The organism is Sphingomonas sp. NIBR02145 (assembly GCF_027359115.1).
GTDB lineage: Bacteria > Pseudomonadota > Alphaproteobacteria > Sphingomonadales > Sphingomonadaceae > Sphingomonas > Sphingomonas kyeonggiensis_A.
Genome location: NZ_CP114791.1, coordinates 4,203,310 through 4,228,047, shown reverse-complemented (window position 1 = coordinate 4,228,047; position 24,738 = coordinate 4,203,310). Strand labels below are relative to the sequence as shown.

Sequence of the window (24,738 nt, the reverse complement as noted above, 5' to 3'; positions counted from 1 at the left end):
ATTGCGAACCAATCTCAGAGTCAACGCTAATGCGACTGGATCGCAACATTGTCGTAAAATTGTCGCGACCGTCACAGCGGGAAAACGTCAGGGGCGATGCATCTCGGCGAGCAGCCAGGTGCGGATCGCACTGGCAAGGTTGGGGGGATCCTCCCCGCTGATCCGGGCATGGTCGATGGCCGCGACCAGCGCATTGAGCGGCAAGGAACGCCCCGCTGCGGCATGTTCCAGCGCGTCCCAGAAGATCGGCTCGAGGCTGATCGAAGTCTGGTGCCCGGCAATGGTAACGGAGCGCTTGATCGGCCCCTCGAAGCCGCCCGGGGGAGGATCGATCTTCATTCCCGCCGGCTCGCTCGCGGGCCGGGCATCATTCGGAGTCGAAGAGCGCGGCCAGCTGCTCGACCATCGTGCCGGCAAGCTGCTCGGCGTCCATGATGGTCACGGCGCGGCTGTAGTAGCGGGTCACGTCATGCCCGATGCCGATCGCCACCAGCTCCACCGGTGAGCGCGCCTCAATCCAGCCGATCACCTGGCGTAGATGGCGCTCCAGATAGGAGCCCGAATTCACCGACAGGGTCGAATCATCGACCGGGGCGCCGTCCGAGATCACCATCAGGATCTTGCGGTCCTCGCTGCGTCCGATCAGTCGGTTATGCGCCCAGAGCAGCGCCTCGCCGTCGATATTCTCCTTGAGCAGCCCCTCGCGCATCATCAGCCCGAGTGACTTCTTGGCGCGGCGCCACGGCTCGTCGGCCTGCTTGTAGACGATGTGGCGAACGTCGTTGAGGCGGCCGGGCTGGGCCGGTCGGCCATCGGCCAGCCACTTCTCGCGGCTCTGCCCGCCCTTCCACGCACGGGTGGTGAAGCCGAGGATCTCGGTCTTCACGCCGACGCGCTCCAGCGTGCGCGCCATGATGTCGGCGCTGATCGCAGCGATCGAGATCGGCCGCCCGCGCATCGAGCCCGAATTGTCGATCAGCAACGTGACCACCGTGTCCTTGAACTCGGTGTCCTTCTCGCTCTTGTAGGAGAGCGACTGCATCGGGTTGATGACCACGCGCGCCAGCCGAGCCGCGTCGAGCAATCCCTCTTCCTGATCGAAGTCCCAGCTGCGGTTCTGCTGCGCCATCAGCCTGCGCTGCAGCCGGTTGGCGAGCTTGGTCACCGCGCCCTGCAGATGCACGAGCTGCTGGTCGAGATAGGAGCGGAGCCGGTCGAGCTCCTCGGTGTCGCACAGGTCGGTCGCGGCGACGACTTCGTCGAACTGGGTGGTGTAGGCGCGATATTCGAACTGGGGCGGCAGGTCGCTCCACGGCCGGTTCGGGCGGACGGGCATCATGCCCTCCTCGCCTTCTTCGCCGGGCTCGCCGTCGCCATCTTCCATCGCGTCGGACTGCTGCTGCTCGCCTTCCTCGCCCTCGTCGGATTCGCGCTGCTCGCCACGCGCCTCCGCCTGGCCTTCGCTCTGGCTCGACTCGCTCTCGCCTTCCTCGTCGCCGTCCTGCTGCTGGTCGTCGGTGCCTTCGTCCTCGCCGCCGCCTTCATCGGCTTCGTCGGGGATCAGGTCGCCTTCGGTCAGCTCCAGGTCCTGGAGCAGCTTCGACGTGAGCGAGGCGAATGCCTGCTGGTCGTCGATCGCCAGCGCCAGGGCATCCAGGTCGGAACCGGCGCGCTCCTCGATCCAGTCGCGGATCAGCGCCATGCCCAGCGCAGCGGTGGAAGGCGACTCGCGCCCGGTCAGCCGCTCGCGGACCATCAGGCCGAGCGCCGTCGACAGCGGCACTTCCTCGCGGTTGCGCGCCCGGGTGATCGGGTCGGCGCGCAGCTTCAGTTCCAGCGCATGCTCGAGATTGGCGGCGATGCCGGCATAGCCGCGCGAGCCCAGCGCCTCGACCCGCGCCCCTTCGACCGCGTCGAACACCGCGCGCGCCACCGGCTCCTTGGGCGCGCCCTTCAGGTGCAGCGCATTGTCGTGGTGGCGCATGCGCAGCGCGAAGCTGTCGGCAAAGCCACGTGCCTCGGCGACTTCCTCGGCCGGCAGGCCGCGTGAGGGCGCCGGCACCTTGATCTGGCGACCGTCCTGGCGCGGCGCCTCGCCGGTGAAGCTCAGCTCGGCCTCGCGCTCCCCCGAAAGCGCGCGCGCTGCGCCGCCAAGGACATTGCGGAACCGGTCGAGCGGAGAGTCGGCAGCCATGGCGATTGTCTTTGTGTGCCTTGTCCCCCAGGATCAAGTCCGAAGGGGGATTGGATGAAGTTTCTTGACCGTATCGGCCTCGGGCGGATGAGCCACGGGGAATATAATGCCAACCTCACCGGACTCGGCATCTTCTTCGGCGCAGTGCTCGGCTTCGTGATGGCGAGCACCGAGAACCTGACCACCAAGGACTATGTGCTGGTGCTGTTCACCACCGCGGCCATGGTGATCACCATCCTCTATGTCTCGTCGAGCCGGCACCGGATCGCCTATTCTATCCTCGCTTTCGCCTTCATCGCGGCGCTGCCCTATATCCTGGGGCTCCTGGTGACCCCGGGCGCACAATTGCCGCCCAAGCTCCAGCCGACGCTGGCGGTGTGGCTGGCGATGACGCTGATCGCCGAGTTCAACCCGCGCGACCGCGAGACCGGGAAAACCGCCTAACGGCGCCACAACCGCCGCCAGAAGCCGCGCCGCACGGGCGGCTGCGGCGGCGAGGGCTCGACCTTGCCCACGCCCATCCGCGCGTGGATCAGGTCCTTGAGATAGGCATATTCGTCGCCGGTAATCGGCCCGCCCTCACCCCCGCGCGCCGTCCAGCGGCGGGGGTGGAGCGGATCGTCGTCCGGCGTGTCGCTCAAGCCTTGCCGACCACGCTTTCGGGCAGGTCCTTGCCGAACACGCGCTGGTAGTATTCCGCCACCTGCGCGCGTTCCGCCTCGTCGCACTTGTTGAGGAACGACAGACGGAACGCGAAGCCGACATCCTTGAAGATCTCGGTATTCTGCGCCCAGGTGATCACCGTGCGCGGGCTCATCACGGTCGAGATGTCGCCGTTGACGAAGCCCTTGCGGGTCAGGTCGGCCACGCGGACCATGTTCTCGACCAGCTCCTTGCCGCCCGGCTTGTCGAAATCGCCCGACTTGGCGAGGACGATCTGTGCCTCGACCGCGGCGGGGAGGTAGTTGAGCGTCACCACGATGTTCCAACGGTCCATCTGGCCCTGGTTGATCTGCTGGGTGCCATGATAGAGGCCGCTGGTGTCGCCCAGGCCGACCGTGTTCGCGGTGGCGAACAGGCGGAAATAGGGGTTCGGGCGGATCACGCGATTCTGGTCGAGCAGCGTGAGCTTGCCCTCGGTCTCGAGCACGCGCTGGATCACGAACATCACGTCCGGGCGGCCCGCGTCATATTCGTCGAACACCAGAGCCGTCGGCGTCTGCAGCGCCCAGGGGAGCAGGCCTTCGCGGAACTCGGTGATCTGCTGGCCGTCCTTGAGCACGATCGCGTCGCGGCCGATCAGGTCGATACGCGAGATGTGCGCATCGAGGTTAATGCGGATGCACGGCCAGTTGAGACGCGCGGCGACCTGCTCGATATGCGTCGACTTGCCGGTGCCGTGATAGCCCTGGACCATCACGCGGCGATTGTGCGCGAAGCCCGCCAGGATCGCGAGCGTGGTATCCGGATCGAAGACATAGGCCGGATCGAGATCGGGCACGCGCTCGTCCGCTTCGCTGAACGCGGGGATTTCGAGGTCGGTATCGATCCCGAACAGGTCGCGTGCGCTCACCATCTTGTCGGGCGAGTCGAGGATCGTGGTGCTCCGGCTGTCGGGCTGAGTGTTGGGGATGTCCGCCATGTCTTCGTCCTTCCGTCGCCTGAGCGACTAGAAGCTCCCGTGCCGCACTGCAACGGGGATCGCGCAAAAGCCGCGATCCAAACGACCGAGCGCCGGCCCTTCCCTCGAATCGGCTTTCATGGGATCATGACGTCATAGCAACGGTCGCGCGTACACCGATTCTTGTCATCACCTGGGGAAGTCGATGAACTGGAAGCTGTTGTTCCTGGCGCTGCTTGCGCCGCTTGCGGCCTGCGACTGGGGCCAGCAGCCAGCCCAGCCGCCCCATCGCCCCCCGCCCCCGGTGACCCGCCCGATCGATCGCGGCCCCGACTGGCTCGCCGCCGTGCCTTATTGCGAGGGCGCGCTGCGCCGCGGCCAGTGGCTGGTCTGCGATAACAAGGGCCTGAACTGGCTGCACCGCACGCTCGCCAACCAATGGGCCGAGGATCGCCAGGGCGCGACCCGCCAGCAACTCTGGGTCCAGCGCCAGCAGCTTCAGGCGCTGGCAAGCGAGCGCGACGCCTGCGAGACGGCGGAATGCGTGGCCACCGCCTATCGCCGCTATCTGCGCAAGCCCGATCGCTGGGTGCCCGAGCCCGGCGGCTGGAACCCGCCGCCCCGGCCGCGCCCCCGCCCGGTCCATCACCGCCCGCCGGCCCCCAAGTACAACTGGCGCGACAATGGCGCGACCTGCGCGTCGAAGATCGGCTGGCAGAAGGCGGCGCTGCTCGCGCGGCAATGCTCGGTGGTCAATCCGGACGGCCAGTGCGGCCCCCAGCGCTCGTGCGGCGCGCTCAAGACGATGATCCTCGACGGCTGCTGGGACATGGGCGACCGCAAGCCGGGCTTCTGCGGGCGAGTCTAACGCAGGCACCAAGCCGATTCGCGCCGCGTTCAGCGCGTGGAGTTTACGAACCATATGGTAGGAGGGGCCTGTTCCCCCATCCCATGCGTGCGCCCGTAGCGCACGCGATCGAGGGAGGAAGGGAAGCCGGCTTGCATCCACCAGGATGGAACAGGCGACATCCTACATTGCAAGGGCAGCCTCTCCCTTCCAGGAAGGGGACCGTCCCTAATCGTTCTCGAACCGCGGCAGCCCGAACAGGTCGACGAAGCGCTGGCCCGCAGCAAGGTCGCCGGTGACCGCCACCCGCCCCTCGCGGATCGACTCCGTGAGCGGCAACGGGCCGTAGAAGGTCGCGGCCAGCAGCGTAGGCACGCCTTCGAAGATCACCTCCGCCCCGGCCGGATCGCGCCGCTCGATCACCAGCCCGCCCTCGACGATCGCCGCGCGGAACGGCTCGCCGCCGACCCGGAAGCCCAGGTCGATCGAGAGGCCCCGCGCCGGCTCGCGCGCGATCATCGTCTTGAGCGACAGCATGAAGGCGCCGTTACTGAGCGGCAGCGTGACGTCATGCGCGGGCGAACCCGCCGCCCAGCGGCTCAATGCGAAGATCGGTTCCTCGAGCTGGGCGCCCCATTTGGTCAGCTCATAGACCTGGGCGTTGACCGGCGAGGGCAGCTGCCTGCGGCGGATGATCCCGCCCTTCTCGAGCCCCTCGAGCCGCTGGGTGAGGATATTGGCGCTCAGCCCCTCCAGCGCGCCGCGGATCTCGCCGAAACGACGCGGCCCCAGCAGCAATTCGCGAACGATCAGCAGCGACCAGCGTTCTCCGATCAGATCCATTGCGAGCGCCGTCCCGCACGCGTCCTGATACCAGCGGCGCGCCTTGGCGAAGTCGTTGCTAGTTACTTTTTGTGACTCCATGGTTGCTTTTAATAACCGATGGGCGCATCAGGATCAAGAAAGCGATTCGCGAAGCCCCCAAAGCGGAGGTTTATTCCGATGACACTCGTTCCCGCCGCAGAACTGGCCGCCCGCGAAACCGCGCGCTGGCCGAATGAGAGCCCGCAATATCGCCAGGCGCGCACCGCACTGCTCGCCGAGGAGATCGAACTGCGCCGCCATATCGAGGCCGTCGCCGAGCAGCGCCGCGCCCTGCCCGCCGGCCCCGAAGTGACCAGCGACTATCGGTTTGAGGGCGAGCACGGCCCGGTCCACCTGGCCGACCTTTTCGGCACGCACGACACCCTGGTGATCTACACCTGGATGTTCGGACCCCAGCGCGAACGCCCCTGCCCGATGTGCACTTCCCTGCTCTCGGCCTGGGATGGCGAGACGCCCGACATCGAGCAGCGCGTCGCCTTCGCGGTGACCGCACGCTCGCCGATCGACAAGCTCACCGCGTTCAAGGCCGAACGCGGCTGGCAGCATCTGCCGCTCTATGCCGACACCGACCAGGCGTTCAGCCGCGACTATAACGCGATCGCCCCGGACGGCAGCGACATCCCGCAGCTGCTGGTCTTCACCCGCCGCGACGGCACGATCCGGTTCTTCTGGGCCGGCGAGATGGGCGCCGAAAGCATGGATCCCGGCCAGGACCCGCGCGGCGCGCCCGACCTGATGCCGCTCTGGACGATACTCGACTGCACGCCGGAGGGCCGCGCGCCCGACTGGTATCCCTCGCTCACCTACTGACAAGAACCACCAGGAGAGAAGCAATGCCCCAGATGATCTTCGTCAACCTGCCCGTCAGCGACGTGGCCAAGTCGACCGCCTTCTACGAGGCGATCGGCTGCACCAAGGATGCGCGCTTCAGCAACGAGCAGGCATCGGCCATGCAGCTGAGCGACACGATCGTGTTCATGATCCTCAACCGCGACTTCTTCCAGACCTTCACGCCCAAGCCGATCGCCGATGCGCATGCGGTGACCGAGGCGCTGATCTGCATCTCGCGCGACAGCCGCGAGGCGGTGGACGCGATCGTCGAGGCAGCGGCAAGTGCCGGCGGCAGGGCCGATATCCGCGAGAAGCAGGACATGGGCTTCATGTACGGCCGCAGCTTCGAGGATCCGGACGGCCATATCTTCGAGCCGATGTTCATGGACATGGAAGCGGCGATGGCCGCCTTCCCCGAAGGCCCCGCGCATGAGCCGGCCTGATCCCGTGCAGCGCAACCGCATCCTCGGCTGGTGCCTGAGCGGGCTGGTCCTGCTGTTCCTGGCGATGGACGCCGGTGGCAAGCTGATCGCCCCGGCGCAGATGATCGCCTACAGCCCGCCGATCGGCATTCCCGCCGAGCCAGGGCTCTACCAGCAGCTGGGCGTGATCCTGGCGGTATGCGCCCTGCTCTATGCGGTGCCGCGCACGGCGGTGCTCGGCGCGATCCTGCTCACCGGCTATCTGGGCGGTGCGGTCGCGCTGCACTGGCGGGTGGGCAGCCCGTTGTTCAGCCACACCCTGTTCGGCGTCTATCTGGGCGTGATCGCCTGGGGCGGGCTGTGGCTTCGCGATCCCCGCGTCCGCGCGCTGATCCCGATCGCCTGAGAATATCAGAGTCCAAAGGAGAGGACCGATGGCAGACAAGATCACCACCGTATTGTGGTTCGACCATGTGGCCGAGGAGGCCGCCAATTTCTATACCTCGCTGCTGCCCGACAGCCATGTCGGCAAGGTCTATCGCGCGCCCGGCGACAATCCGAGCACCGAGGAAGGCGCGGCGCTGGTCGTCGAATTCACCCTGGCCGGGCGCAGCTATGCCGGGCTCAACGGCGGGCCCAATTTCAAGCCGAACGAGAGCGTGTCCTTCCAGATCCTCACCGAGGACCAGGAAGAGACCGATCGGCTGTGGAATGCGATCGTCGGCAATGGCGGCCAGGAGTCGATGTGCGGCTGGTGCAAGGACAAATGGGGCTTCAACTGGCAGATCACCCCGCGCCGGCTGATCGAGATAAACTTCGGCGATGACCCCGATGCCGCGCGCCGCGGCTTCGAGGCGATGATGACGATGAAGAAGATCGACATCGCGGCGGTCGAAGCCGCGGCGAAAGGCTGAGGAGAGATGCCATGGCTATCGAGATCACCGGCTTCAACTGGGTGCCCGACTTCGCCCGCGGCTATGTCCGCGACCTCAGGCCGCGCTGGGCCTGTGAGGAGATCGGCCTCCCCTATTCCACGCGGCTGATCAGCCCGATCCCGCCCAAGCCGGCCACCTATTTCGAGGAGCAGCCCTGGGGCCAGGTGCCGGTGCTACACGACGGCGGCATCCAGCTGTTCGAAAGCGGCGCGATCCTGCTCCACCTCGCCGAGAAGGACACAAGGCTGCTGTCGCGCGACCCGCAGCAGCGGGCGACGACGCTCGCCTGGCTGTTCGCTTCGCTCAACAGCGTCGAGCCCGGCCTGTTCGAGCTGGGCAACGTCACCCTGTTCTCGAAGGACGAGGAATGGGCGAAGCTGCGCCGGCCGAGCCTGATGGAGGACATCGGCAAAAGGTTCGACCGGCTCGCCGATGCGCTGGGCGACCGCGAATGGCTGGGCGACGGGTTCAGCGTCGCCGACATCGCGATGGTGACGGTGCTGCGCAATGCCGACAACAGCCCGCTGATCACCGAGCGGCCGACGCTCGCCGCCTATGTCGAGCGCGGCATGGCGCGGCCCGCCTTTCAGCGCGCGATGGCCGCGCAGCTGGCCGATTTCCAGCCCGCGCCCGTCGCGGCCTGACACCCGGATAAGAGGAGAGAGATGATGACCTATATCGACGGTTTCGTAGCCCCCGCGCGCGATCGCGAGGCCTATCGCGCGATGGCCGCCAAGGCGGCGCCGGTGTTCCTCGAGCATGGCGCGCTGCAGGTGGTGGAGAGCTGGGGCCATGACGTGCCGCGCGGCAAGACCACCGATTTCTACATGGCGGTGAAGGCCGAGGACGGCGAGACGCCAGTCTTCTCCTGGATCGTCTGGCCCGACAAGGCGACGCGCGATTCCGGCTGGGAAAAGGTGATGGCCGACGAGCGGATGAAGCCGCCGGCCGAGATGCCCTTCGACGGCAAGCGCATGTTCTGGGGCGGGTTCGAGACGATCGTGGACACGGGAGAAGCCAAGTGAACGCGCATGGGAGCTTCATCTGGTACGAGCTGCTGACCAGGGATGCCGGCCAGGCCAAGGCCTTTTACGACTCGGTCTGCGGCTGGAACATCGATGCCCAGCCGGCGCCGGGCGGCATGGACTATCGCATGATCAACGCGGAGGACGGCCAGGCGGGCGGCGTCATGCAGCTGAATGCAGACATGGTCGCCGGCGGCGCGAAGCCCGTCTGGCTCGGCTATCTCGGCGTCGATGACGTCGATGCCTCGGTCGCCGCGGCAGTCGCCGAAGGCGGGCAGGTCCATCTTCCCGCTTTCGACATTCCCGGCGTCGGCCGGCTGGCGATGGTCACCGATCCGCAGGGCGTGCCCTTCTACGTGATGCGCGGTGCGGTGGACGCGACCAGCACCGCCTATCAGCGGATGGGCTTCGGCCATGTCAGCTGGAACGAGTTGCTGGCGCCGGACGATGCGGCCGCGCTCGCCTTCTACGCGAAGCTGTTCAACATCGAGAAGGTCGGCGGCATGCCGATGGGCGAGATGGGCGAGTACAGCTTCATCGCCAATGGCGACAGCAAGGGCGAGGCCGTCGGCGCGGTGATGAAGGCACCGCCGGGCGCGCCGACCGGCTGGGGCTTCTATTTCCGCGTGCCCGACATCACCGAGGCGCAGGCGAAGGTCGAGGCCGGCGGCGGCACCGTCGTGCAGGGGCCGATGGAAGTTCCCGGCGGCGAATGGGTGATCAACATCGTCGATCCCGAGGGTGTTACCTGTGGCCTGGTCTCGCCGGGCAAGAGCGGATGACGATCACCATCACCGCCTTCGATCGCTCCCCCGATGGCGGCAAGGGGCTGGCCCGCGACACAAGGGTGCGCTGGGCGCTTGAGGAAGTCGGCCAGCCCTATGATGTGCGGCTGGTCACCTTCCCGGAGCTGAAGCAGCCGGCGCATCTGGCGCTCCACCCGTTCGGCCAGATCCCGACCTACGAGGAAGGCGATCTCGCGCTGTTCGAGACCGGGGCGATCGTCTTCCACCTGGCGGAGCGATTTGCGGGACTGCTCCCGGCGGATGCCGATGCGCGAGCACGGGCGATCAGCTGGATGTTCGCGGCGGTGAATACGATGGAGCCGCCGATCCTCGACCTGACCACCGCGAGGATCTTCGAAGGCGACAAGCCCTGGGCCGCCGAACGGTTGCCGCTGGTGCAGGCGCGCATCCGCCCGCGCCTCGACCAGCTGGCCGCGCGGCTGGGCAAAGCCGAATGGCTCGACGGCGATTTCAGCGCGGGCGACCTGATGATGGTCTCGGTACTGCTCCGCCTGCGTCCCTCGGGCATGCTCGACGACTATCCGACGCTCGCGGCCTATGTCGCCCGCGGCGAGGCCCGCCCGGCCTACCAGCGCGCCTTTGCCGACCAGCTGGCGGTGAACACGCGCGCATAGGCACTTGGCTCCACGTCTCCCGTTCCCCGGCGAAAGCCGGGGAGCAGGTCAGGCAACTTAGGCGAACGCCGGCGCGGTCTTCAGATGCTGGTACGCCTCGATCACGCGCTGGAGTCGCCCCTCATGGCTGCGGTCGCCGCCATTGCGATCGGGATGGAACTTGCGGACCAGTTCCGAATAGCGCTTGCGCAGCATCGTGCGGTCGGCGTCGATCTCGAGGTCGAGAACCTTGAGCGATTCCCGGTCCTTGCCCGACAGCGGCTTGCCGTCCTTGCGCTCGGCACGGTCCTTCATCCGGTCCTTGAACCGCGCGCTGATTGCGTCGAGCGGGTCGGCGAAATCGGCCCAGCGCGGCGGGCGGTCGGCGCCGCCGGTGCCGTTGAAGGCACGCGTCTCGCGCTCCCAGCCGGCATAGGGCCGCTGGGCGTCGTGGATCTCGTCCGGGCTCATGCCCTGGAAGAAATTGTAGCCCGAGTTGAACGCGCGGACGTGATCGAGGCACAGCCAGCGATATTCGCCGGGGCCGTCAAAGGTCGCCCGGCTCTCGCCCGCGGGCGCACGGAACTCGCCCGGCTCGTTGCAGCCCGGCTCGGAACATAGTCTTCCCTGCGCCTCCACCCGGCCGTGGAACCGCGCATTCGGCCTGTCTTTCTTCGGGTGGCTGTCAGCCACGTGACCTCCCTTGAGCAAACCGCCTATATAGGCGCGATGACAAACCCTGCCAGCGGCGGACTCGCCGACATCATCGCTGCCCGTCTCACCGCCGCGCTCGCCCCGACGCATCTCGAGGTGATCAACGACAGCCATCACCATAGTGGTCATCTCGGCGACGACGGCACCGGCGAATCGCACTGGACCGTGGTGGTGGAAAGCCCTGCCTTCCAGGGCCAGTCGCGCGTCCAGCGCCAGCGCATGGTCAACACCGCGCTCGCCGATCTGCTCCAGGCGCGCATCCACGCACTGGCGATGAAGGTGCGCGCGCCGGGCGAATGAGCGCGACCCGAAAGGGTGGGTTTCCAAACTGTGGCTGTCCGCCGAACATGGCGCAGGCTAGCTATCTGGTGACGAGAGGGCCCTTATGACCGACGAGCTTTTCACCCAGATCATCACGCCCACCACCCATGACCTTGGCGGGTTCAAGGTGCACCGCACCCTGCCCTCCAAGCCGCGGACGATGGTGGGGCCGTTCATCTTCTTCGACCAGATGGGCCCGGCCCGGCTGACCGTCGGCACCGGCATCGACGTGCGGCCGCATCCGCACATCAACCTGGCGACGGTGACCTATCTCTATGCCGGCGCGATCGATCATCGCGATTCGCTCGGCACCTTCGCGACGATCGAGCCGGGCGCGGTGAACCTGATGACCGCCGGCCACGGCATCGTCCATTCCGAGCGCTCGCCCAGCGCCGAGCGCGAGAAAGGCCCCGAGCTTTCGGGCATCCAGACCTGGCTGGCCCTGCCAGAGGACCGGGAAGAGATGAACCCGGCGTTCGAGCATGTCTCGGCCGCCGAGCTGCCGATCGTCGAGGACATGGGCGCGCGCTGCCGCGTCATCATGGGCGAGCTGTGGGGCGCCAGGGCACCGACAACCACCTATGCCCAGACCATCTATGCGGACATCGAGCTGGAGGCCGGCGGCGCGGTGCCGATCGATCCCTCCGCGACCGAGCGCGCCGTGTATCTCGCCTATGGCGATGCCAGCATCGACGGGATCGAGATGGAAGTCTCGACCCTCTACATCCTGCGCCCCGGCATCACCGCGATCCTGCGCTCCGGCAGCGGCGGGCGCGTGGCGCTGTGCGGCGGCGAGGACTTCGCGACGCCGCGCCATGTCTGGTGGAACTTCGTCTCGTCGAACCGCGACCGGATCAACCAGGCCAAGGAAGACTGGAAGGCCGGCAACTTCCCCAAGGTGCCAGGCGACGACAAGGAATTCATCCCGATCCCCGAAGTGCCCAAGACGGTGAGCTATCCCTAGCACCCGCCTGAGCGTCTGCCGCCGCAAGGCGCGGTTTCCCTCAAGGGAAGACGCGCTGGCGGCGATCGCGAAGAGCGGCTGGGAACTGCGCCCCTATCGCTGCGACCGGTGCTGGCAGTACCACCTGACCAGCCGGACCAAGGGGAAGCGCTTGCCGCGCGGCGCCTGATCGCTAGGCTCGCCTGAAAAGGAGAGGCGACATGGCGGAGTTCGAGACCCAGCGCATCGCGCTGCCCACCGGGGTGGAGCTGAACGTCGCCCTCGCCGGCGACCCCGCCAACCCGCCGATCGTGCTGCTCCACGGCTTCCCCGAATCGCACCGCACCTGGCGCCACCAGATCGCCGCGCTCGCCCGCGACCATTATGTCATCGCGCCCGACCAGCGCGGCTTCGGCTATTCCTCGCGCCCCGAGGGCGTGGCGAGCTACACGCCCGACAAGCCGGTGGGCGACCTGCTCGCGCTCGCCGACCATCTCGGCATCGGTCCGTTCACGCTGGTCGGGCACGACTGGGGCGGCGCCATCGCCTGGATGGCCGCGCTGCAGAACCCGCAGCGGATCGCCCGCCTGGTCATCGTCAACGCGCCGCACCCGCTGGTCTTCCAGCGCAGCATCTTCGACGATCCCGCCCAGCGCGCGGCGAGCCAGTACATCACTGCCTTCCGCAACCCCGATTTCGAGCAGTTCGTCGAGCGGATCGGGCTCGAGACCTTCTTCGACGAGAGCTTCGCCAAATATACCGACGCGGCGAAGCTGGAGCCGGAGAAGCCCGCCTATCTCGCCGAATGGAGCCAGCCCGGCGCGATGACCGCGATGCTCAACTGGTACCGGGCCAGCGCGATCCTGGTGCCCGCGCCGGGCGAGACGCCCGAGCGGCCGGCATGGCTCGATGCGCCCTTCCCGCCCGTCACCCAGCCCACCCTGGTGATCTGGGCGATGCAGGACACCGCGCTCCTCCCTGTCCAGCTCGACGGGCTCGAGGCGCTGGTGCCCGACCTCACCGTCGTCCGCATCGCCAGCGCCGGCCATTTCGTGCCCTGGGAAAAGCCCGAGCTGGTCAACGAGGCGATCATGGAGTGGCTGTCGTAGCGACACACCCAGTTGCTACCCCTACAACACCACCTGCGCCGCCGCATCCAGCGCGATCCCCTCGGTCGCGCGCGCGTCGCCGGGGCGGACCCAGGCGGCATGGGCATGGGCGGTGGCGACCACTTCGCGCGCCGCGGGGCCGGGCCAGGTCCGGATGCTGACCACCTGCTCGCCCAGCGCCCGGTCGGGCTCCATCGCCACCCAGGCAAGCGGGCGCGACGCCGTGGCGCGCGCCCCCGCGGCTTCCATCGCCGCGCGGATCCGCGCCGTCCGGTCATCGGGGATGTATTGCCACACCACCGAATGCATCAGCACCCGCGTGACGCCCTCGGCCTGCGGCTCGGCCAGCCGCGCCTCCATCCAGTCGGCGGCATCCGCGCGATCCAAAGACACACCCCGCGCCCGGATCATCCCGATCGCCGCCTGCAACCGCTCCAGCCGCTCGGGCTTCTCGGCCCAGACATAGGCGGCGAGCCGCGCTTCGACCGCGGGATCGGTCACGTCGAGCGGCGCGATGTCGCTGCCCCGCGTCGAGACGATCTCCAGCGGCGGCAGCGCTGGCGTCGGCCCCAGCCATTCCGGCGCGATCGTGATCGGCGAGTCCGCCGGCCCCAGCATCGCCCCGCCCAGATCGAAGCGGAAGCGATCGATCAGCAGGTTGAGCCCACCGCTCGATCCGATCTCCAGCACTTCCAGCTTCGGACCCAGGCGCCGCGCCACCTCGACCAGCCCGACGATCAGCGCACCGGAGCGCCCCGCCTCGTTGGTCTGCGGCGGCCCGTCGAGCCAGGGCAGCAAGTCAGCATCGTTGCGCGCCAGCACCCGGTTCAGCGCATCCTGCAGCGCCGCGCCCGAAACCCGCCCGGCGAATATCTCCGCCAGCTCGGCATCCGCCCCCGCCAACACCAGCGCATGCAGCCCGCCGATCAGCCGGAGCGGCAGCGCATCGCGCGTCGGCTCCCCCGTCCAGTCGAGCACCGCCCGCCCCGTCCCGCTGCTCCGGTCGAGCCCGTCGGCCAGCGCCGTGCAGAGTTCGGCGTAGAGGGGCGCCGCCATCTTCCGGCAATAATATTCCTGGATCCGGAACGCCCCGCGGTTCGTCGCTTCATCGGCCAAAAGAAATACCTCCGCGGCCGCTCTGTTGCGCCTGGGGGGTGCCCCGAGTAAAGCCCCGGCTTCGATGACCGAACCGCTGATCCTTGCCGTCCCCAAGGGGCGCATCCTCGACGAGGCGCTGCCGCTGCTCGCCCGCGTCGGTATCATCCCCGAGCCCGACTTCTCGAACGAAAGCTCGCGCGCGCTGCGCTTCAAGACCAACACGCCGGCGATCGACCTGATCCGCGTGCGCGCGTTCGACGTGGCGACCTTTGTCGCGCATGGCGCCGCGCAGCTCGGCATTGTCGGGTCGGACGTGCTTGCCGAGTTCGACTATTCGGAGCTCTACGCGCCGGTCGATCTCGGCATCGGCCATTGCCGCATCTCCGTCGCCGAGCCGGCCGACCTGGCGGTGAAGGACGATCCGCGCGGCTGGAGCCATGTCCGCGTCGCGACGAAGTATCCGCACATCACCCGCGCCCATTTCGAGGCGCGCGGGGTGCAGGCCGAGTGCATCAAGCTCAACGGCGCGATGGAGCTGGCGCCGGTGCTCGATCTCGCGCCGCGCATCGTCGACCTCGTCTCCTCGGGCCGCACGCTCAAGGAGAACGGCCTGGTCGAAGTCGAAGTGATCGCCGAGGTGAGCAGCCGGCTGGTGGTCAATCGCGCCGCGTTCAAGACACGGGCGACCGATGTCGTCCCGCTGGTCGACAAGTTCCGCAAGGCGGTGGCGGCATGATCCGCCTCAACGCCTCCGACGCCGGCTTCTCGGCCGCCTTCACCGATCTGGTCAACGCCCGCCGCGAAGCCGACGAGGATGTCGCGCGCGACGTGACCGCGATGATCGCCCGCGTCCGCAACGAAGGCGACGCCGCGGTCAGGGAACTCACCCAGCGCTTCGACAGGTTCGACCTCGATGCCCAGGGCTGGACGCTCGACCGCGCCGATTGCCTCGCTGCCTGGGAGGGCCTCACCCCCGAGCTGCGCGACGCGCTCGAGCTCGCCGCCGAGCGGATCGCCACCTATCACGCCAAGCAGAAGCCCGAGGATCGCGACGAGATCGATTCGACCGGCATCCGCCTCGGCGCACGCTGGAAAGCCGTCGATGCCGCCGGCGTCTATGTGCCTGGTGGCCGCGCCGCCTATCCCAGCTCGGTGCTGATGAACTCACTGCCGGCCAAGGCGGCGGGCGTCGGCCGGCTGGTGATGGTCACGCCCACCCCGAACGGCGAAGTGAACCCACTGGTGCTCGCCGCCGCGCATCTCGCCGGGGTCGACGAAATCTGGCGCATCGGCGGGGCGCAGGCGATCGCCGCGCTCGCCTATGGCACCGAGACGATCGAGCCGGTCGATGTGATTACCGGCCCCGGCAATGCCTGGGTGGCCGAGGCCAAGCGCCAGCTCTACGGCGTGGTCGGCATCGACATGGTCGCCGGGCCGAGCGAGATCGTGGTGGTGGCGGACAGCCGCAACGATCCGGACTGGATCGCCGCCGACCTGCTCAGCCAGGCCGAGCACGACCCGACCAGCCAGTCGATCCTGTTCACCGACAATGTCGATTTCGCCGACAAGGTCGCCGATGCCGTCGAGCGCGCGCTGGCGAAGCTGGCGACCGAGCGGACCGCCCGGGCGAGCTGGAATGCCAATGGCGCGATCATCGTCGTGCCCGATCTCATCGCCGCGATGCCGCTGGTCGATCGGCTGGCGCCCGAGCATCTGGAGCTCGCCTGCGACGCGGCCGAGGGGCTGTTCGACATGGTCCGCCATGCCGGCTCGGTATTCATCGGCCGCTACACGCCGGAAGCGGTGGGCGATTATGTCGCCGGGCCGAACCATGTCCTGCCGACCGGCCGCCGCGCCCGCTTCGCCTCGGGCCTGTCGGTGCTCGACTTCATGAAGCGCACGAGCTTTCTCTCGCTCGACGAGGCCGGGCTGGCGGCGATCGGGCCGGCGGCGGTAGCCCTGGCGAACGCGGAAGGCCTGCCGGCGCATGCCGAGTCGGTCGCCATTCGCTTGCGGAACACGTGATGCGCGCGCCCGATCTCGACGAGGATGGCTGGTGCCTGGCAAGCGCGGTGGACTATCACGCGCTCGACGCCGAAGTCTTCGACCTGCCCGACGAAGCGACCCGCACCGGCCTTAAGCCCGGCGACTTCGCCAAGCTGATATTCCTGATCGCCGTGGAGGAAGACGAGGAGCCGATCACCGACCGGATGTGGGTGGTCGTCCGCGAAACCGCCGATGGCGGCTATTTCGGACTGCTCGATAACGAACCCGACATCGACGAGAATGACGAGTTCTGGCTGGGGACGGAGGTTCCGTTCGGGCCGGAGCATGTGATCGAGGTGCAGGCGGGGAATGACGAGAGCATCGCCTATGCCGCACGGACGCCGCTGAAAGTGTGGCCGCGGGGTTGAGTTCATCGTCACCCTGAACTTGTTTCAGGGTCCAACTCTCCCCAAACGATATCCCTCGCGGCTCCTTGGATGCTGAAACAAGTTCAGCATGACGAAGTTGGGCCTATCGCAAGACGCTTTGCCAACTCGCCCGAAGCGACCTATGGGGCGCAGCATGCCAAGCCATCAAGCAAAGTCCCGTTCCAAGGCGCGCGCCGCCGCGCGCCTCGCTGCCGTGCAGGCGCTGTACCAGCACGAAATGGAAGCGGTCTCGATTCCCGCGCTGCTCCACGAGTTCCACAATCATCGCCTGGGCGCGACGATCGAGGACGTGGAATATGCCGAGGCGGACATCGCCTTTTTTGACGACATCGTCACCGGCGTGAGCGAGCGCCGCGACGAGATCGACCGGATCATCGCCGGCAAGCTGACCGCCGACTGGACGCTCGACCGGCTCGACAAGCCGATGCGCCAGATCCTGCGCGCCGGCACCTATGAGCTGATGGCGCGCAAGGATGTGCCCGTCGGCGCCGCGATCAGCGAATATCTCGACGTGACCGACGCATTCTACGACCGCCGCGAGAAGGGCTTCGTCAACGGCATCCTCGATGCCGTGGCCAAGGAAGTGCGGGGTTGATCCCATTCCTCCCCCGGAGGGGGAGGGGGACCGCCGCTAAGCGGTGGTGGAGGGGTAGCGCGCCTCACGCTTCATCGCTCGTGGAGATTACCCCTCCACCAGCTTCACTGGTTCCCCTCCCCCTCCGGGGGAGGATTGGATTGTGAACGAAGCCGAGTTCATCGCCGCCCTGCGCACGCTGCCGCTCCACCCCGGCGCGCAGGAACTCCGCGACGACACCGCCATCCTGGCGATCGGGGGCGAGACGCTCGTCCTCACCCATGACGCGATCGCCGAGGGCGTGCACTACCGCCCCGGCACCGATCCGTTCGACGTGGCCTGGAAGCTGGTCGCCACCAACCTCTCCGATCTCGCCGCCAAGGGTGCCGAGCCGGTGGGCCTGCTGGTCGGTGCGGTGCTGGTCGATGGCGCCGAGCGCTTCGTCGAGGGGCTGCGGGCGATCCTCGCCGAATATGACGTGCCGCTGCTCGGCGGTGATACCATCTCGGTTTCGCCGGCCACCTTCGGCTGCACCGCGATCGGCCGGGCGACCTTCACCCCGGTGCCGCGGCGCGACGGCGCGCGGCCGGGCGACGGGCTGTGGATCACCGGGCCGGTCGGCGCGGCGATGCTCGGTTTCGAGACCGGGCAGGGCAGCGCCTATCTGCGCCCGCGGCCTCGGCTGACCGACGGGCAGGCGCTGGCGCCGCACGTGGCGGCGATGATGGACGTGTCCGACGGGCTTCTGCTCGATGCCTCGCGCATGGCCGAGGCGAGCGGCTGCACCGCCGATATCACGCTCGCGAAGGTGCCGGTGGCCGCCGGGGCCGACCCGCTGCGCGCGGTCACCTGGGGCGATGATTACGAGCTGCTGTTCGCCGCGCCCGCCGGGTTCGAACCGCCGGTGCCGGCCGCGCGGATCGGCGGGATGATCGCCGCCGGAAAGGCACCGCTGCTGCTCGATGGGCAGGCCCCGGGAATCGCGCTGGGATACCAGCATCGCTGAGCGGCTTGCGCTGAGGGCACGCGCCCGATAGCCTCCCCCATACCGGGCCTTTTAAATCCGGCACACAGACCGGCGCGGCTCGATATCCAATAGGGGAAGGGCTTGAACGCATGACGATTGTGTACATCGCCATAGCCTGCGGCGTGCTCGCAGTGCTCTATGGCTTGTTGACCAGCCAGCAGGTGCTGAACGCGCCGGCGGGCAACGAGAAGATGCAGAGCATCGCCGCTGCCATCCAGGAAGGCGCCAAGGCCTATCTCGGCCGGCAATATACTACGATCGGCATAGTCGGCGTGATCGTCGCCGTGGTCGTGTTCTTCACGCTCGGCACGCTGCCGACGGTGGCGTTCCTGGCCGGTGCGGTGCTTTCGGGCGCGGCCGGCTTCATCGGCATGAACATCTCGGTCCGCGCCAATGTGCGCACCGCCGAGGCCGCGCGCGGCTCGCTGCAGGGCGGGCTGACGCTCGCGTTCCGCTCGGGCGCGATCACCGGCATGTTCGTGGCGGGGCTGGGGCTGCTCGCGATCGCCGTGCTGTTCTGGTACCTGGTCGGCCCCGCCGGCCTCACGCCCAATTCGCGGGCGGTGACGCTGGCTCTGACCGCGCTGGCGCTCGGCGCCTCGCTGATCTCGATCTTCGCGCGTCTCGGCGGCGGCATCTTCACCAAGGCCGCCGACGTCGGCGCCGACCTGGTCGGCAAGGTCGAGGCGGGCATCCCCGAGGACGATCCCCGCAACCCGGCGGTGATCGCCGACAATGTCGGCGACAATGTCGGCGACTGCGCGGGCATGGCCGCCGACCTGTTCGAGACCTATGTCGTGACGCTCGGCCTCACCATGGTGTCGATCGCGCTGCTGGTGAAGAACCTCGCGCCCGAGCTGCTGCTCAAGCTGATGGCGCTGCCGCTGATCGTCGGCGGCGTGTGCATCATCACCTCGATCATCGGCACCTATATGGTCCGCCTGGGCAAGAGCCAGTCGATCATGGGCGCGCTCTACAAGGGCTTCTGGACCACCGCGATCCTCTCGGTGCCCGCCATCTGGTTCGCCACCCAGTATACGCTTGGCGACATGCATGCGGTGATCGGCGCGCTGCCGGTCGATCCCAGCGCCTTCCTCGAGCCGAGCGACGCGATCACGCCGGAAGCGGCGGCGGGGCTCGCCTCGGGCGCGCAGTTCACCGGCATGAGCCTGTTCATCTGCATGATGATCGGCCTGGCGGTGACCGGCCTGCTGGTGTGGATCACCGAATATTACACCGGCACCAACTATCGCCCGGTCAAGTCGATCGCCAAGGCATCGGTGACCGGCCACGGCACCAACGTCATCCAGGGCCTGGCGATCAGCCTCGAATCGACCGCGCTGCCGACGCTCGTCATCGTCGTCGCGGTGATCGCCGCCTACCAGATCGCCGGGATCATCGGCGTCGCCTTCGCCGCGACCTCGCTGCTCGCGCTGGCCGGCATGGTCGTCGCGCTCGACGCCTATGGCCCGGTGACCGACAATGCCGGCGGCATCGCCGAGATGGCCGGGCTCGAGGACGAAGTCCGCCACAAGACCGACGCGCTCGACGCGGTGGGCAACACCACCAAGGCCGTGACCAAGGGCTATGCGATCGGCTCCGCCGCGCTCGCCGCCCTCGTGCTGTTCGGCGCCTATACGACCGACCTCAAGGAGTTCTTCCCGGACGTCCCGGTCGATTTCAGCCTGAACAACCCGTACGTCATCGTCGGCCTGCTGCTCGGCGCGCTGCTGCCCTATCTGTTCGGCGCCTTCGGCATGACCGCCGTCGGTCGCGCGGCGGGTTCGGTGGTCGAGGACGTCCGCCAGCAATTCGCCAACGACAAGGGCATCATGGCCGGCACCAGCCGTCCCAACTATGCCCGCACGGTGGATATCGTCACCAAGGCGGCGATCAAGGAGATGATCGTCCCCTCGCTGCTGCCGGTGCTCAGCCCGATCGCGATCTACTTCATCATCACCGCGGTCGCCGGCCAGTCGCAGGGCTTCGCCGCGGTCGGCGCGATGCTGCTGGGCGTGATCGTCTCGGGCCTGTTCGTCGCCATCTCGATGACCTCGGGCGGCGGCGCCTGGGACAATGCCAAGAAATATATCGAGGACGGCAATTACGGCGGCAAGGGATCGGACGCGCACAAGGCGGCCGTGACCGGCGACACCGTCGGCGATCCCTACAAGGACACTGCCGGCCCGGCGGTGAACCCGATGATCAAGATCACCAACATCGTCGCGCTGCTGCTGCTCGCGGCGCTGGCGGGCCACGGCGCGGGCTGATCCGGGCCACCTGAAACTGAGGGGCCGCCGGCGCGATCCGGCGGCCCTTTTTCATGCCCGATCGGGGCGGGATCGCCCCGCCGTTTCGCGATTGCAAAAAGCGACATCGTCGCCGCAAAGGGCCGATTTTCCCCTTTTCCGGCAATAGTTTGCCACAAATCCCTCCGTAAGAATACGTACGTAAAATTCGTAATTCATGCCGCATCGCGCCACGCACCTCGGCAATAAAATACTGGAATTGCGTGATTTATCGCTACATCATCTGTCGCGCCCACCGCCACAGTTGCAAAAACTGCATCTGTCCCGCCGCCTATAATGATCCCGAAACAGGAAAAAGGGATCCGGCTGGTGCGATTGAAGATTGGTGCAAGGGTCAATTTGATCGGTGTGGCCTCGTTCCTGGGGCTGGTGCTCGTCACGGTGCTGTCGCTGATGCAGCTGAGCAGCGTCATGCGCGGCGGCATCGCCGACCAGACGCGCAAGACCGTAGAGGTCGCCTACAGCACGATCGCCCATTACCAGGCCGAGGAACAGGCCGGCCGGATGACCCGCGCCCAGGCACAGGCCGCCGCGCTCCAGGCCGTCTCGGCGATGCGCTATTCCGGCAAGGAATACTTCTGGATCAACGACATGCAGCCACGGATGCTGATGCACCCGATGAACAAGGCGCTGGTCGGCCAGGACGTGTCCGCCACCAAGGATCCGAACGGCGTGCCGGTATTCACCTCGATGGTCGACATCGTCCGCGCCAAGGGCGAGGGCTTTCTCGACTATAGCTGGCCCAAGCCGGGCAGCGAGCAGCCCCAGCCCAAGATCTCGTTCGTGAAGGGCTTCGCGCCCTGGGGCTGGGTGGTCGGCAGCGGCGTCTATGTCGACGACGTGCAAGCCGCCGTCGGCGCCGCCGCGTGGCGCCAGGGCGGTATCGCGCTGGTCGTGATCCTGCTGGTCAACGCCATGGCCTTCATGCTCGGCCGCACGATCAAGCTGCCGCTGGTCGCGATCACGCGGCGCATGCGTGGTCTCGCCGATGGCGACAAGGACAGCGAGATCCCCGGCCTGAGCCGCGGCGACGAGATCGGCGAGATGGCCGGCGCGCTCGAAGTGTTCCGCGAAGCCGCCGTCGCCAAGGAGCGCGCCGAGGCTGCCAAGGCCAAGGCCGATGCGGAACAGCAGTTCGTCGTCGACACCGTCTCGCAGCAGCTCGGCCAGCTGTCGGAAGGCGACCTGACCGCCGAGATCAAGGCCGAGTTCCCGCCGTCCTACGGCACGCTCAAGTCCAACTACAACAAGGCCGTCGGCAATCTGCGCGACCTGATCGGCGCGCTGTCCACCGCCGCTGTGGCGATCCGCACCGGCGCGAGCGAGATCGCCTCGGCCTCGGAGGACCTCGCCCGGCGCACCGAAGCCAATGCCGCGAGCCTGGAGGAAACCTCCGCTTCGCTCACCCAGATGCGCGGCCGCCTCGAAAGCTCGAGCGAAGCCTCGACCCGCACCGTGGCCCAGGCCGATGGCGCGATCAGCACCGTCTCGGGCGGCCGCGCGATCGCCGAGGAAGCCGTGCAGGCGATGACTCGCGTCGCCGACAGCTCGAAGGGCATCGACAGCGTGATCGAGGGCCTCGACAAGATCGCCTTCCAGACCCGCGTCCTCGCGATGAACGCCGCCGTCGAGGCGGGCCGTGCCGGCGAGGCCGGCCGTGGCTTCGCGGTGGTCGCCGATCTCGTCTCGGCGCTGGCGATGCGCTCGGAGGAGGAAGCCGGCCGCGCCCGCGACCAGCTGACCGCCACCCAGACCGACATCGTCTCGGCGGTGGACCGGGTCCGCGAAGTCGACGGTGCGCTGGCCGACATTTCGAGCAGCGTCGAGCAGGTCCATGAGCTGGTCGCGAAGATGGCCGAGGACAACCGCGCCCAGTCGAGCACGATCGGCGAGATCGCCTCGGTCGTCTCGGCGATGGACACCTCGACCCAGCAGAATGCGGCGATGGTCGAAGAGACCTCGGCGGCGGCACGCAGCCTCTCGGGCGAAGTCGACCACCTCGCCGACCGCGCCGCCCAGTTCCGCACCGAGGACGCGCCCCGCGCGACGCGGTCGGTGGCCAGGCCGGCCGCAGCCGCCAAGCCCCGCCCGGCCGCCGTGCCGATCGCCAGGGCAACCGCGGACGCCGGCGACTGGGCCAGCTTCTAAACCCCAGTTCCCCGGCGAAAGCCGGGGCCCAGGGTTTCTCTGCCGGCTCGCTTGCGACCCTGGGCCCCGGCGTTCGCCGGGGAGCAGTCAAACCGAGCACAGAGCCCCGCCCCAGCCCAAAGCCCGCTTCTCAAAGGACTCCCCCATGTTCTCGCGCAAATTCGCACCGGCCCTGCTGGCCGGAACCATCGCTGGCGCCTGGGCCACCCCGGCCCTTGCCCAGCAGACCGACAGCGACCGGTTCAAGGCACTCGAAGCGCGTCTTGGCGCGCTCGATGCCGAAGTCGCCGAGCTCCGCAGCGCCCTCGCTGCCGAGCGGTCCAGGAACCCCGGCGTGGTTGCCCCCGCGTCCCTGGACCGCCCCGTGACCGTCGCCGCTGCAACCCCTGCGGCGGCGGTCACGCCTCCCCTCGTCCCCACGCCCAAGGCTCCGGCGAACGCCGGTCCCAGCGTGAAGATCAGCGGCTTCTTCAAGACGGTCGCCTCTTTCAGCCACACCAGCGGCGGCACGATCGCCACCAACACGATCGGCCGCGACTTCTACGTCCCCGGCGCGATCCCGATCGGCGGCCGCTCGGGCGGCACCGATTTCGAGACGCATGCCAAGCAGTCGCGCATCGTCGTCGCGGCGAGCACGCCGGTGGGCGGCCATACCCTGTCGGGCCTGGTCGAGACCGATTTCCAGACCGGTTTCGGCGCCGGCAACCAGCGCATCGTCAACGCCTATAACCCGGCGCTGCGCCGCGCCTTCATCCAGTTCGACGGCTTCCTGGCCGGCCAGGAATGGACCAACTTCCAGTATATCGCGGCGCTGCCGGAGACGACCGACTATCTCGGCCCGAGCGAAGGCACCGTCTTCGTCCGCCAGTCGCAGCTGCGCTACACGCGGAAGCTCACCCCCACGCTCAGCCTGTCGGTCTCGGCCGAGAACCCGGCGACGATGAGCGCCAGCGTGGGCGGCGCGCTGGTCGAGAACGACACCGATCGCCTGCCCGACGGCACCGCGCGACTCAACTGGAAGCTCGGCAAGAGCGAGCTGTCGCTCGCCGGCCTGGCGCGCAAGCTGACCGTGGCGGGCGCCAACAACGATGCCGATGCCACCGGCTGGGGCGTGTCGCTGGCGGGCAAGCTGCCCTTCGGTCCGAACGGCCGCCACGACCTGCGCTTCATGGCGACGCATGGCAGCGGCATCGGCCGCTATGTCGGGCTCAACCTGGTGCCCGACGCGATGATGGCGGCCAGTGCCGGGCGCATCCGGCTGGAGACGGTCGACGTCACCGCCGGCTTCGCCGCGCTGCGCCTCGGCTGGACGGGCACTTTGCGCTCGACGCTGATGGCCAGCTACCAGAGTGCCGACTATCCGGCCGGCCTGATCGATCCCGCCGCCACCGCGGAATCGTGGAGCGGCTCGGCCAACCTCTTCTACTCGCCGATCAAGCCGGTCGATCTCGGCGTGGAGTTCCGCCACGGCCGCCGCGAACTCGTCTCCGGCGCCCACGGCGTCCTCGACCGCTTCGAGATGATCGCCAAGTACAGCTTCTGATTGGGATGGCGGGGTGCATCATCCCCGCCCCTTTCGCTTCCCCGGCGAACGCCGGGGCCCAGGGTTCTCTGCCGGATCGCCCGTGACCCTGGACCCCGGCGTTCGCCGGGGAGCAGGAACTAATTCCCCTCCCTGCAAGGGAGGGGTTAGGGGTGGGTTAGAAAGGCCGGGCTCGATGCCCGGTCTTTTCTTTATCTCCACCGGTTAGCTGGGCTCCCCCGGCCTTCGCCGGGGTCGCAACCCACCCCCGGCCCCTCCCTTGCAGGGAGGGGAGCAAGAAGAGCGCCGATCGAAAGATGGTTTGGCCCCGCACCCAAAATCCCCGCCCAACCGGCTGACAATCCCACTCCCGCACCCC

Annotated in this window: 28 protein-coding genes; 21 read left to right on the top strand and 7 right to left on the bottom strand. The window is 67.9% G+C overall.

Going from position 1 to position 24,738, the window contains the following annotated elements; all coding sequences use genetic code 11:
* Positions 1–87: 87 nt before the first annotated feature.
* Together O3305_RS19365 and cobT are read right to left on the bottom strand one after the other, a co-directional pair.
* The gene (locus O3305_RS19365) at positions 88–339 is read right to left on the bottom strand and encodes a ribbon-helix-helix domain-containing protein (protein ID WP_269573985.1); all 252 of its coding nucleotides are present in this window, start codon (positions 337–339) and stop codon (positions 88–90) included.
* 28 nt (positions 340–367) lie between these two features.
* On the bottom strand, positions 368–2,194 hold the full coding sequence (gene cobT / locus O3305_RS19360) for a cobaltochelatase subunit CobT (protein ID WP_269573984.1): 1,827 nt from the start codon (positions 2,192–2,194) through the stop codon (positions 368–370).
* A gap of 54 nt (positions 2,195–2,248) precedes the next feature.
* On the opposite strand from cobT, the gene O3305_RS19355 reads away from it, so the two are divergent.
* Positions 2,249–2,638 carry a hypothetical protein gene (locus O3305_RS19355; protein WP_269573983.1) on the top strand — a complete coding sequence of 130 codons (390 nt, stop codon included), beginning with the start codon at positions 2,249–2,251 and terminating at the stop codon, positions 2,636–2,638.
* Here the strand turns inward: O3305_RS19355 and O3305_RS19350 are convergent.
* Both O3305_RS19350 and cobS read right to left on the bottom strand, forming a co-directional pair.
* Positions 2,635–2,835, bottom strand: coding sequence for a hypothetical protein (locus O3305_RS19350; protein WP_269573982.1), 201 nt, complete (start codon positions 2,833–2,835; stop codon positions 2,635–2,637). The two genes, O3305_RS19355 and O3305_RS19350, sit on opposite strands and share 4 nt — an antisense overlap.
* Positions 2,832–3,836: a cobaltochelatase subunit CobS gene (gene cobS / locus O3305_RS19345; protein WP_184161029.1), complete on the bottom strand. Its 1,005-nt coding sequence runs from the start codon at positions 3,834–3,836 to the stop codon at positions 2,832–2,834. The genes O3305_RS19350 and cobS overlap by 4 nt, the downstream gene beginning before the upstream one ends.
* A 184-nt stretch (positions 3,837–4,020) precedes the next feature.
* Here cobS and O3305_RS19340 point away from each other — a divergent pair, with 184 nt between their 5' ends.
* A complete protein-coding gene (locus O3305_RS19340) occupies positions 4,021–4,683 on the top strand; it encodes a hypothetical protein (protein ID WP_269573981.1) in 663 nt (220 codons plus the stop codon).
* Between the two features lie 207 nt (positions 4,684–4,890).
* Here the strand turns inward: O3305_RS19340 and O3305_RS19335 are convergent, their stop codons facing one another.
* Positions 4,891–5,505, bottom strand: a complete 615-nt coding sequence (locus O3305_RS19335) for a winged helix-turn-helix transcriptional regulator (RefSeq protein ID WP_269573980.1) — start codon at positions 5,503–5,505, stop codon at positions 4,891–4,893.
* Between the two features lie 159 nt (positions 5,506–5,664).
* On the opposite strand from O3305_RS19335, the gene O3305_RS19330 reads away from it, so the two are divergent.
* The 8 genes from O3305_RS19330 to O3305_RS19295 are packed head-to-tail and all read left to right on the top strand — an operon-like array spanning position 5,665 to position 10,180.
* The gene (locus O3305_RS19330; RefSeq protein WP_269573979.1) at positions 5,665–6,357 is read left to right on the top strand and encodes a DUF899 family protein; all 693 of its coding nucleotides are present in this window, start codon (positions 5,665–5,667) and stop codon (positions 6,355–6,357) included.
* Between the two features lie 23 nt (positions 6,358–6,380).
* Entirely contained in the window at positions 6,381–6,821 is a 441-nt protein-coding gene (locus O3305_RS19325) for a VOC family protein (RefSeq protein WP_269573978.1), read from the top strand.
* Entirely contained in the window at positions 6,808–7,206 is a 399-nt protein-coding gene (locus tag O3305_RS19320; protein ID WP_269573977.1) for a DoxX family protein, read from the top strand. Before O3305_RS19325 ends, O3305_RS19320 begins: the two co-directional genes overlap by 14 nt.
* A 28-nt stretch (positions 7,207–7,234) precedes the next feature.
* On the top strand, positions 7,235–7,714 hold the full coding sequence (locus O3305_RS19315) for a VOC family protein (protein WP_269573976.1): 480 nt from the start codon (positions 7,235–7,237) through the stop codon (positions 7,712–7,714).
* Between the two features lie 11 nt (positions 7,715–7,725).
* The gene (locus tag O3305_RS19310) at positions 7,726–8,379 is read left to right on the top strand and encodes a glutathione S-transferase family protein (RefSeq protein WP_269573975.1); all 654 of its coding nucleotides are present in this window, start codon (positions 7,726–7,728) and stop codon (positions 8,377–8,379) included.
* A gap of 24 nt (positions 8,380–8,403) precedes the next feature.
* The gene (locus O3305_RS19305) at positions 8,404–8,760 is read left to right on the top strand and encodes a DUF1428 domain-containing protein (RefSeq protein ID WP_269573974.1); all 357 of its coding nucleotides are present in this window, start codon (positions 8,404–8,406) and stop codon (positions 8,758–8,760) included.
* Positions 8,757–9,542: a VOC family protein gene (locus O3305_RS19300; RefSeq protein ID WP_269573973.1), complete on the top strand. Its 786-nt coding sequence runs from the start codon at positions 8,757–8,759 to the stop codon at positions 9,540–9,542. The genes O3305_RS19305 and O3305_RS19300 overlap by 4 nt, the downstream gene beginning before the upstream one ends.
* Positions 9,539–10,180 carry a glutathione S-transferase family protein gene (locus O3305_RS19295; RefSeq protein ID WP_269573972.1) on the top strand — a complete coding sequence of 214 codons (642 nt, stop codon included), beginning with the start codon at positions 9,539–9,541 and terminating at the stop codon, positions 10,178–10,180. Before O3305_RS19300 ends, O3305_RS19295 begins: the two co-directional genes overlap by 4 nt.
* 57 nt (positions 10,181–10,237) lie before the next feature.
* Here O3305_RS19295 and O3305_RS19290 read toward each other — a convergent pair whose 3' ends face one another.
* Entirely contained in the window at positions 10,238–10,852 is a 615-nt protein-coding gene (locus O3305_RS19290) for a J domain-containing protein (protein ID WP_269573971.1), read from the bottom strand.
* A gap of 36 nt (positions 10,853–10,888) precedes the next feature.
* On the opposite strand from O3305_RS19290, the gene O3305_RS19285 reads away from it, so the two are divergent.
* From O3305_RS19285 to O3305_RS19275, 3 genes are all read left to right on the top strand, one after another.
* Positions 10,889–11,173: a BolA family protein gene (locus O3305_RS19285; protein WP_269573970.1), complete on the top strand. Its 285-nt coding sequence runs from the start codon at positions 10,889–10,891 to the stop codon at positions 11,171–11,173.
* An 85-nt stretch (positions 11,174–11,258) separates the two neighbouring features.
* Complete coding sequence (locus O3305_RS19280) at positions 11,259–12,158, top strand: pirin family protein (RefSeq protein ID WP_269573969.1); 900 nt, start codon at positions 11,259–11,261, stop codon at positions 12,156–12,158.
* Between the two features lie 200 nt (positions 12,159–12,358).
* Entirely contained in the window at positions 12,359–13,246 is an 888-nt protein-coding gene (locus O3305_RS19275) for an alpha/beta fold hydrolase (RefSeq protein WP_269573968.1), read from the top strand.
* A 21-nt stretch (positions 13,247–13,267) separates the two neighbouring features.
* On the opposite strand, the gene O3305_RS19270 is transcribed toward O3305_RS19275, so the two are convergent.
* Positions 13,268–14,302 carry a DUF2332 domain-containing protein gene (locus tag O3305_RS19270; RefSeq protein ID WP_269573967.1) on the bottom strand — a complete coding sequence of 345 codons (1,035 nt, stop codon included), beginning with the start codon at positions 14,300–14,302 and terminating at the stop codon, positions 13,268–13,270.
* A 124-nt stretch (positions 14,303–14,426) separates the two neighbouring features.
* Between O3305_RS19270 and hisG the strand changes: the two genes are divergently transcribed.
* The 8 genes from hisG to O3305_RS19230 all read left to right on the top strand — a co-directional run bounded on the left by hisG (position 14,427) and on the right by O3305_RS19230 (position 24,380).
* On the top strand, positions 14,427–15,080 hold the full coding sequence (gene hisG / locus O3305_RS19265) for an ATP phosphoribosyltransferase (protein WP_184161073.1): 654 nt from the start codon (positions 14,427–14,429) through the stop codon (positions 15,078–15,080).
* On the top strand, positions 15,077–16,369 hold the full coding sequence (gene hisD, locus O3305_RS19260; RefSeq protein ID WP_269573966.1) for a histidinol dehydrogenase: 1,293 nt from the start codon (positions 15,077–15,079) through the stop codon (positions 16,367–16,369). Before hisG ends, hisD begins: the two co-directional genes overlap by 4 nt.
* Entirely contained in the window at positions 16,369–16,758 is a 390-nt protein-coding gene (locus O3305_RS19255; protein ID WP_269573965.1) for a hypothetical protein, read from the top strand. Before hisD ends, O3305_RS19255 begins: the two co-directional genes overlap by 1 nt.
* 154 nt (positions 16,759–16,912) lie before the next feature.
* The gene (gene nusB / locus O3305_RS19250; protein ID WP_269573964.1) at positions 16,913–17,374 is read left to right on the top strand and encodes a transcription antitermination factor NusB; all 462 of its coding nucleotides are present in this window, start codon (positions 16,913–16,915) and stop codon (positions 17,372–17,374) included.
* 139 nt (positions 17,375–17,513) lie between these two features.
* Positions 17,514–18,359, top strand: coding sequence for a thiamine-phosphate kinase (thiL, locus tag O3305_RS19245; protein WP_269576567.1), 846 nt, complete (start codon positions 17,514–17,516; stop codon positions 18,357–18,359).
* A 110-nt stretch (positions 18,360–18,469) separates the two neighbouring features.
* Complete coding sequence (locus tag O3305_RS19240; protein WP_269573963.1) at positions 18,470–20,650, top strand: sodium-translocating pyrophosphatase; 2,181 nt, start codon at positions 18,470–18,472, stop codon at positions 20,648–20,650.
* Between the two features lie 315 nt (positions 20,651–20,965).
* Positions 20,966–22,837 (top strand): cache domain-containing protein, encoded by a 1,872-nt coding sequence (locus O3305_RS19235; RefSeq protein WP_502958148.1) that lies wholly within the window; start codon positions 20,966–20,968, stop codon positions 22,835–22,837.
* Between the two features lie 145 nt (positions 22,838–22,982).
* The gene (locus O3305_RS19230; protein WP_269573962.1) at positions 22,983–24,380 is read left to right on the top strand and encodes a DcaP family trimeric outer membrane transporter; all 1,398 of its coding nucleotides are present in this window, start codon (positions 22,983–22,985) and stop codon (positions 24,378–24,380) included.
* Positions 24,381–24,738: the final 358 nt, after the last annotated feature.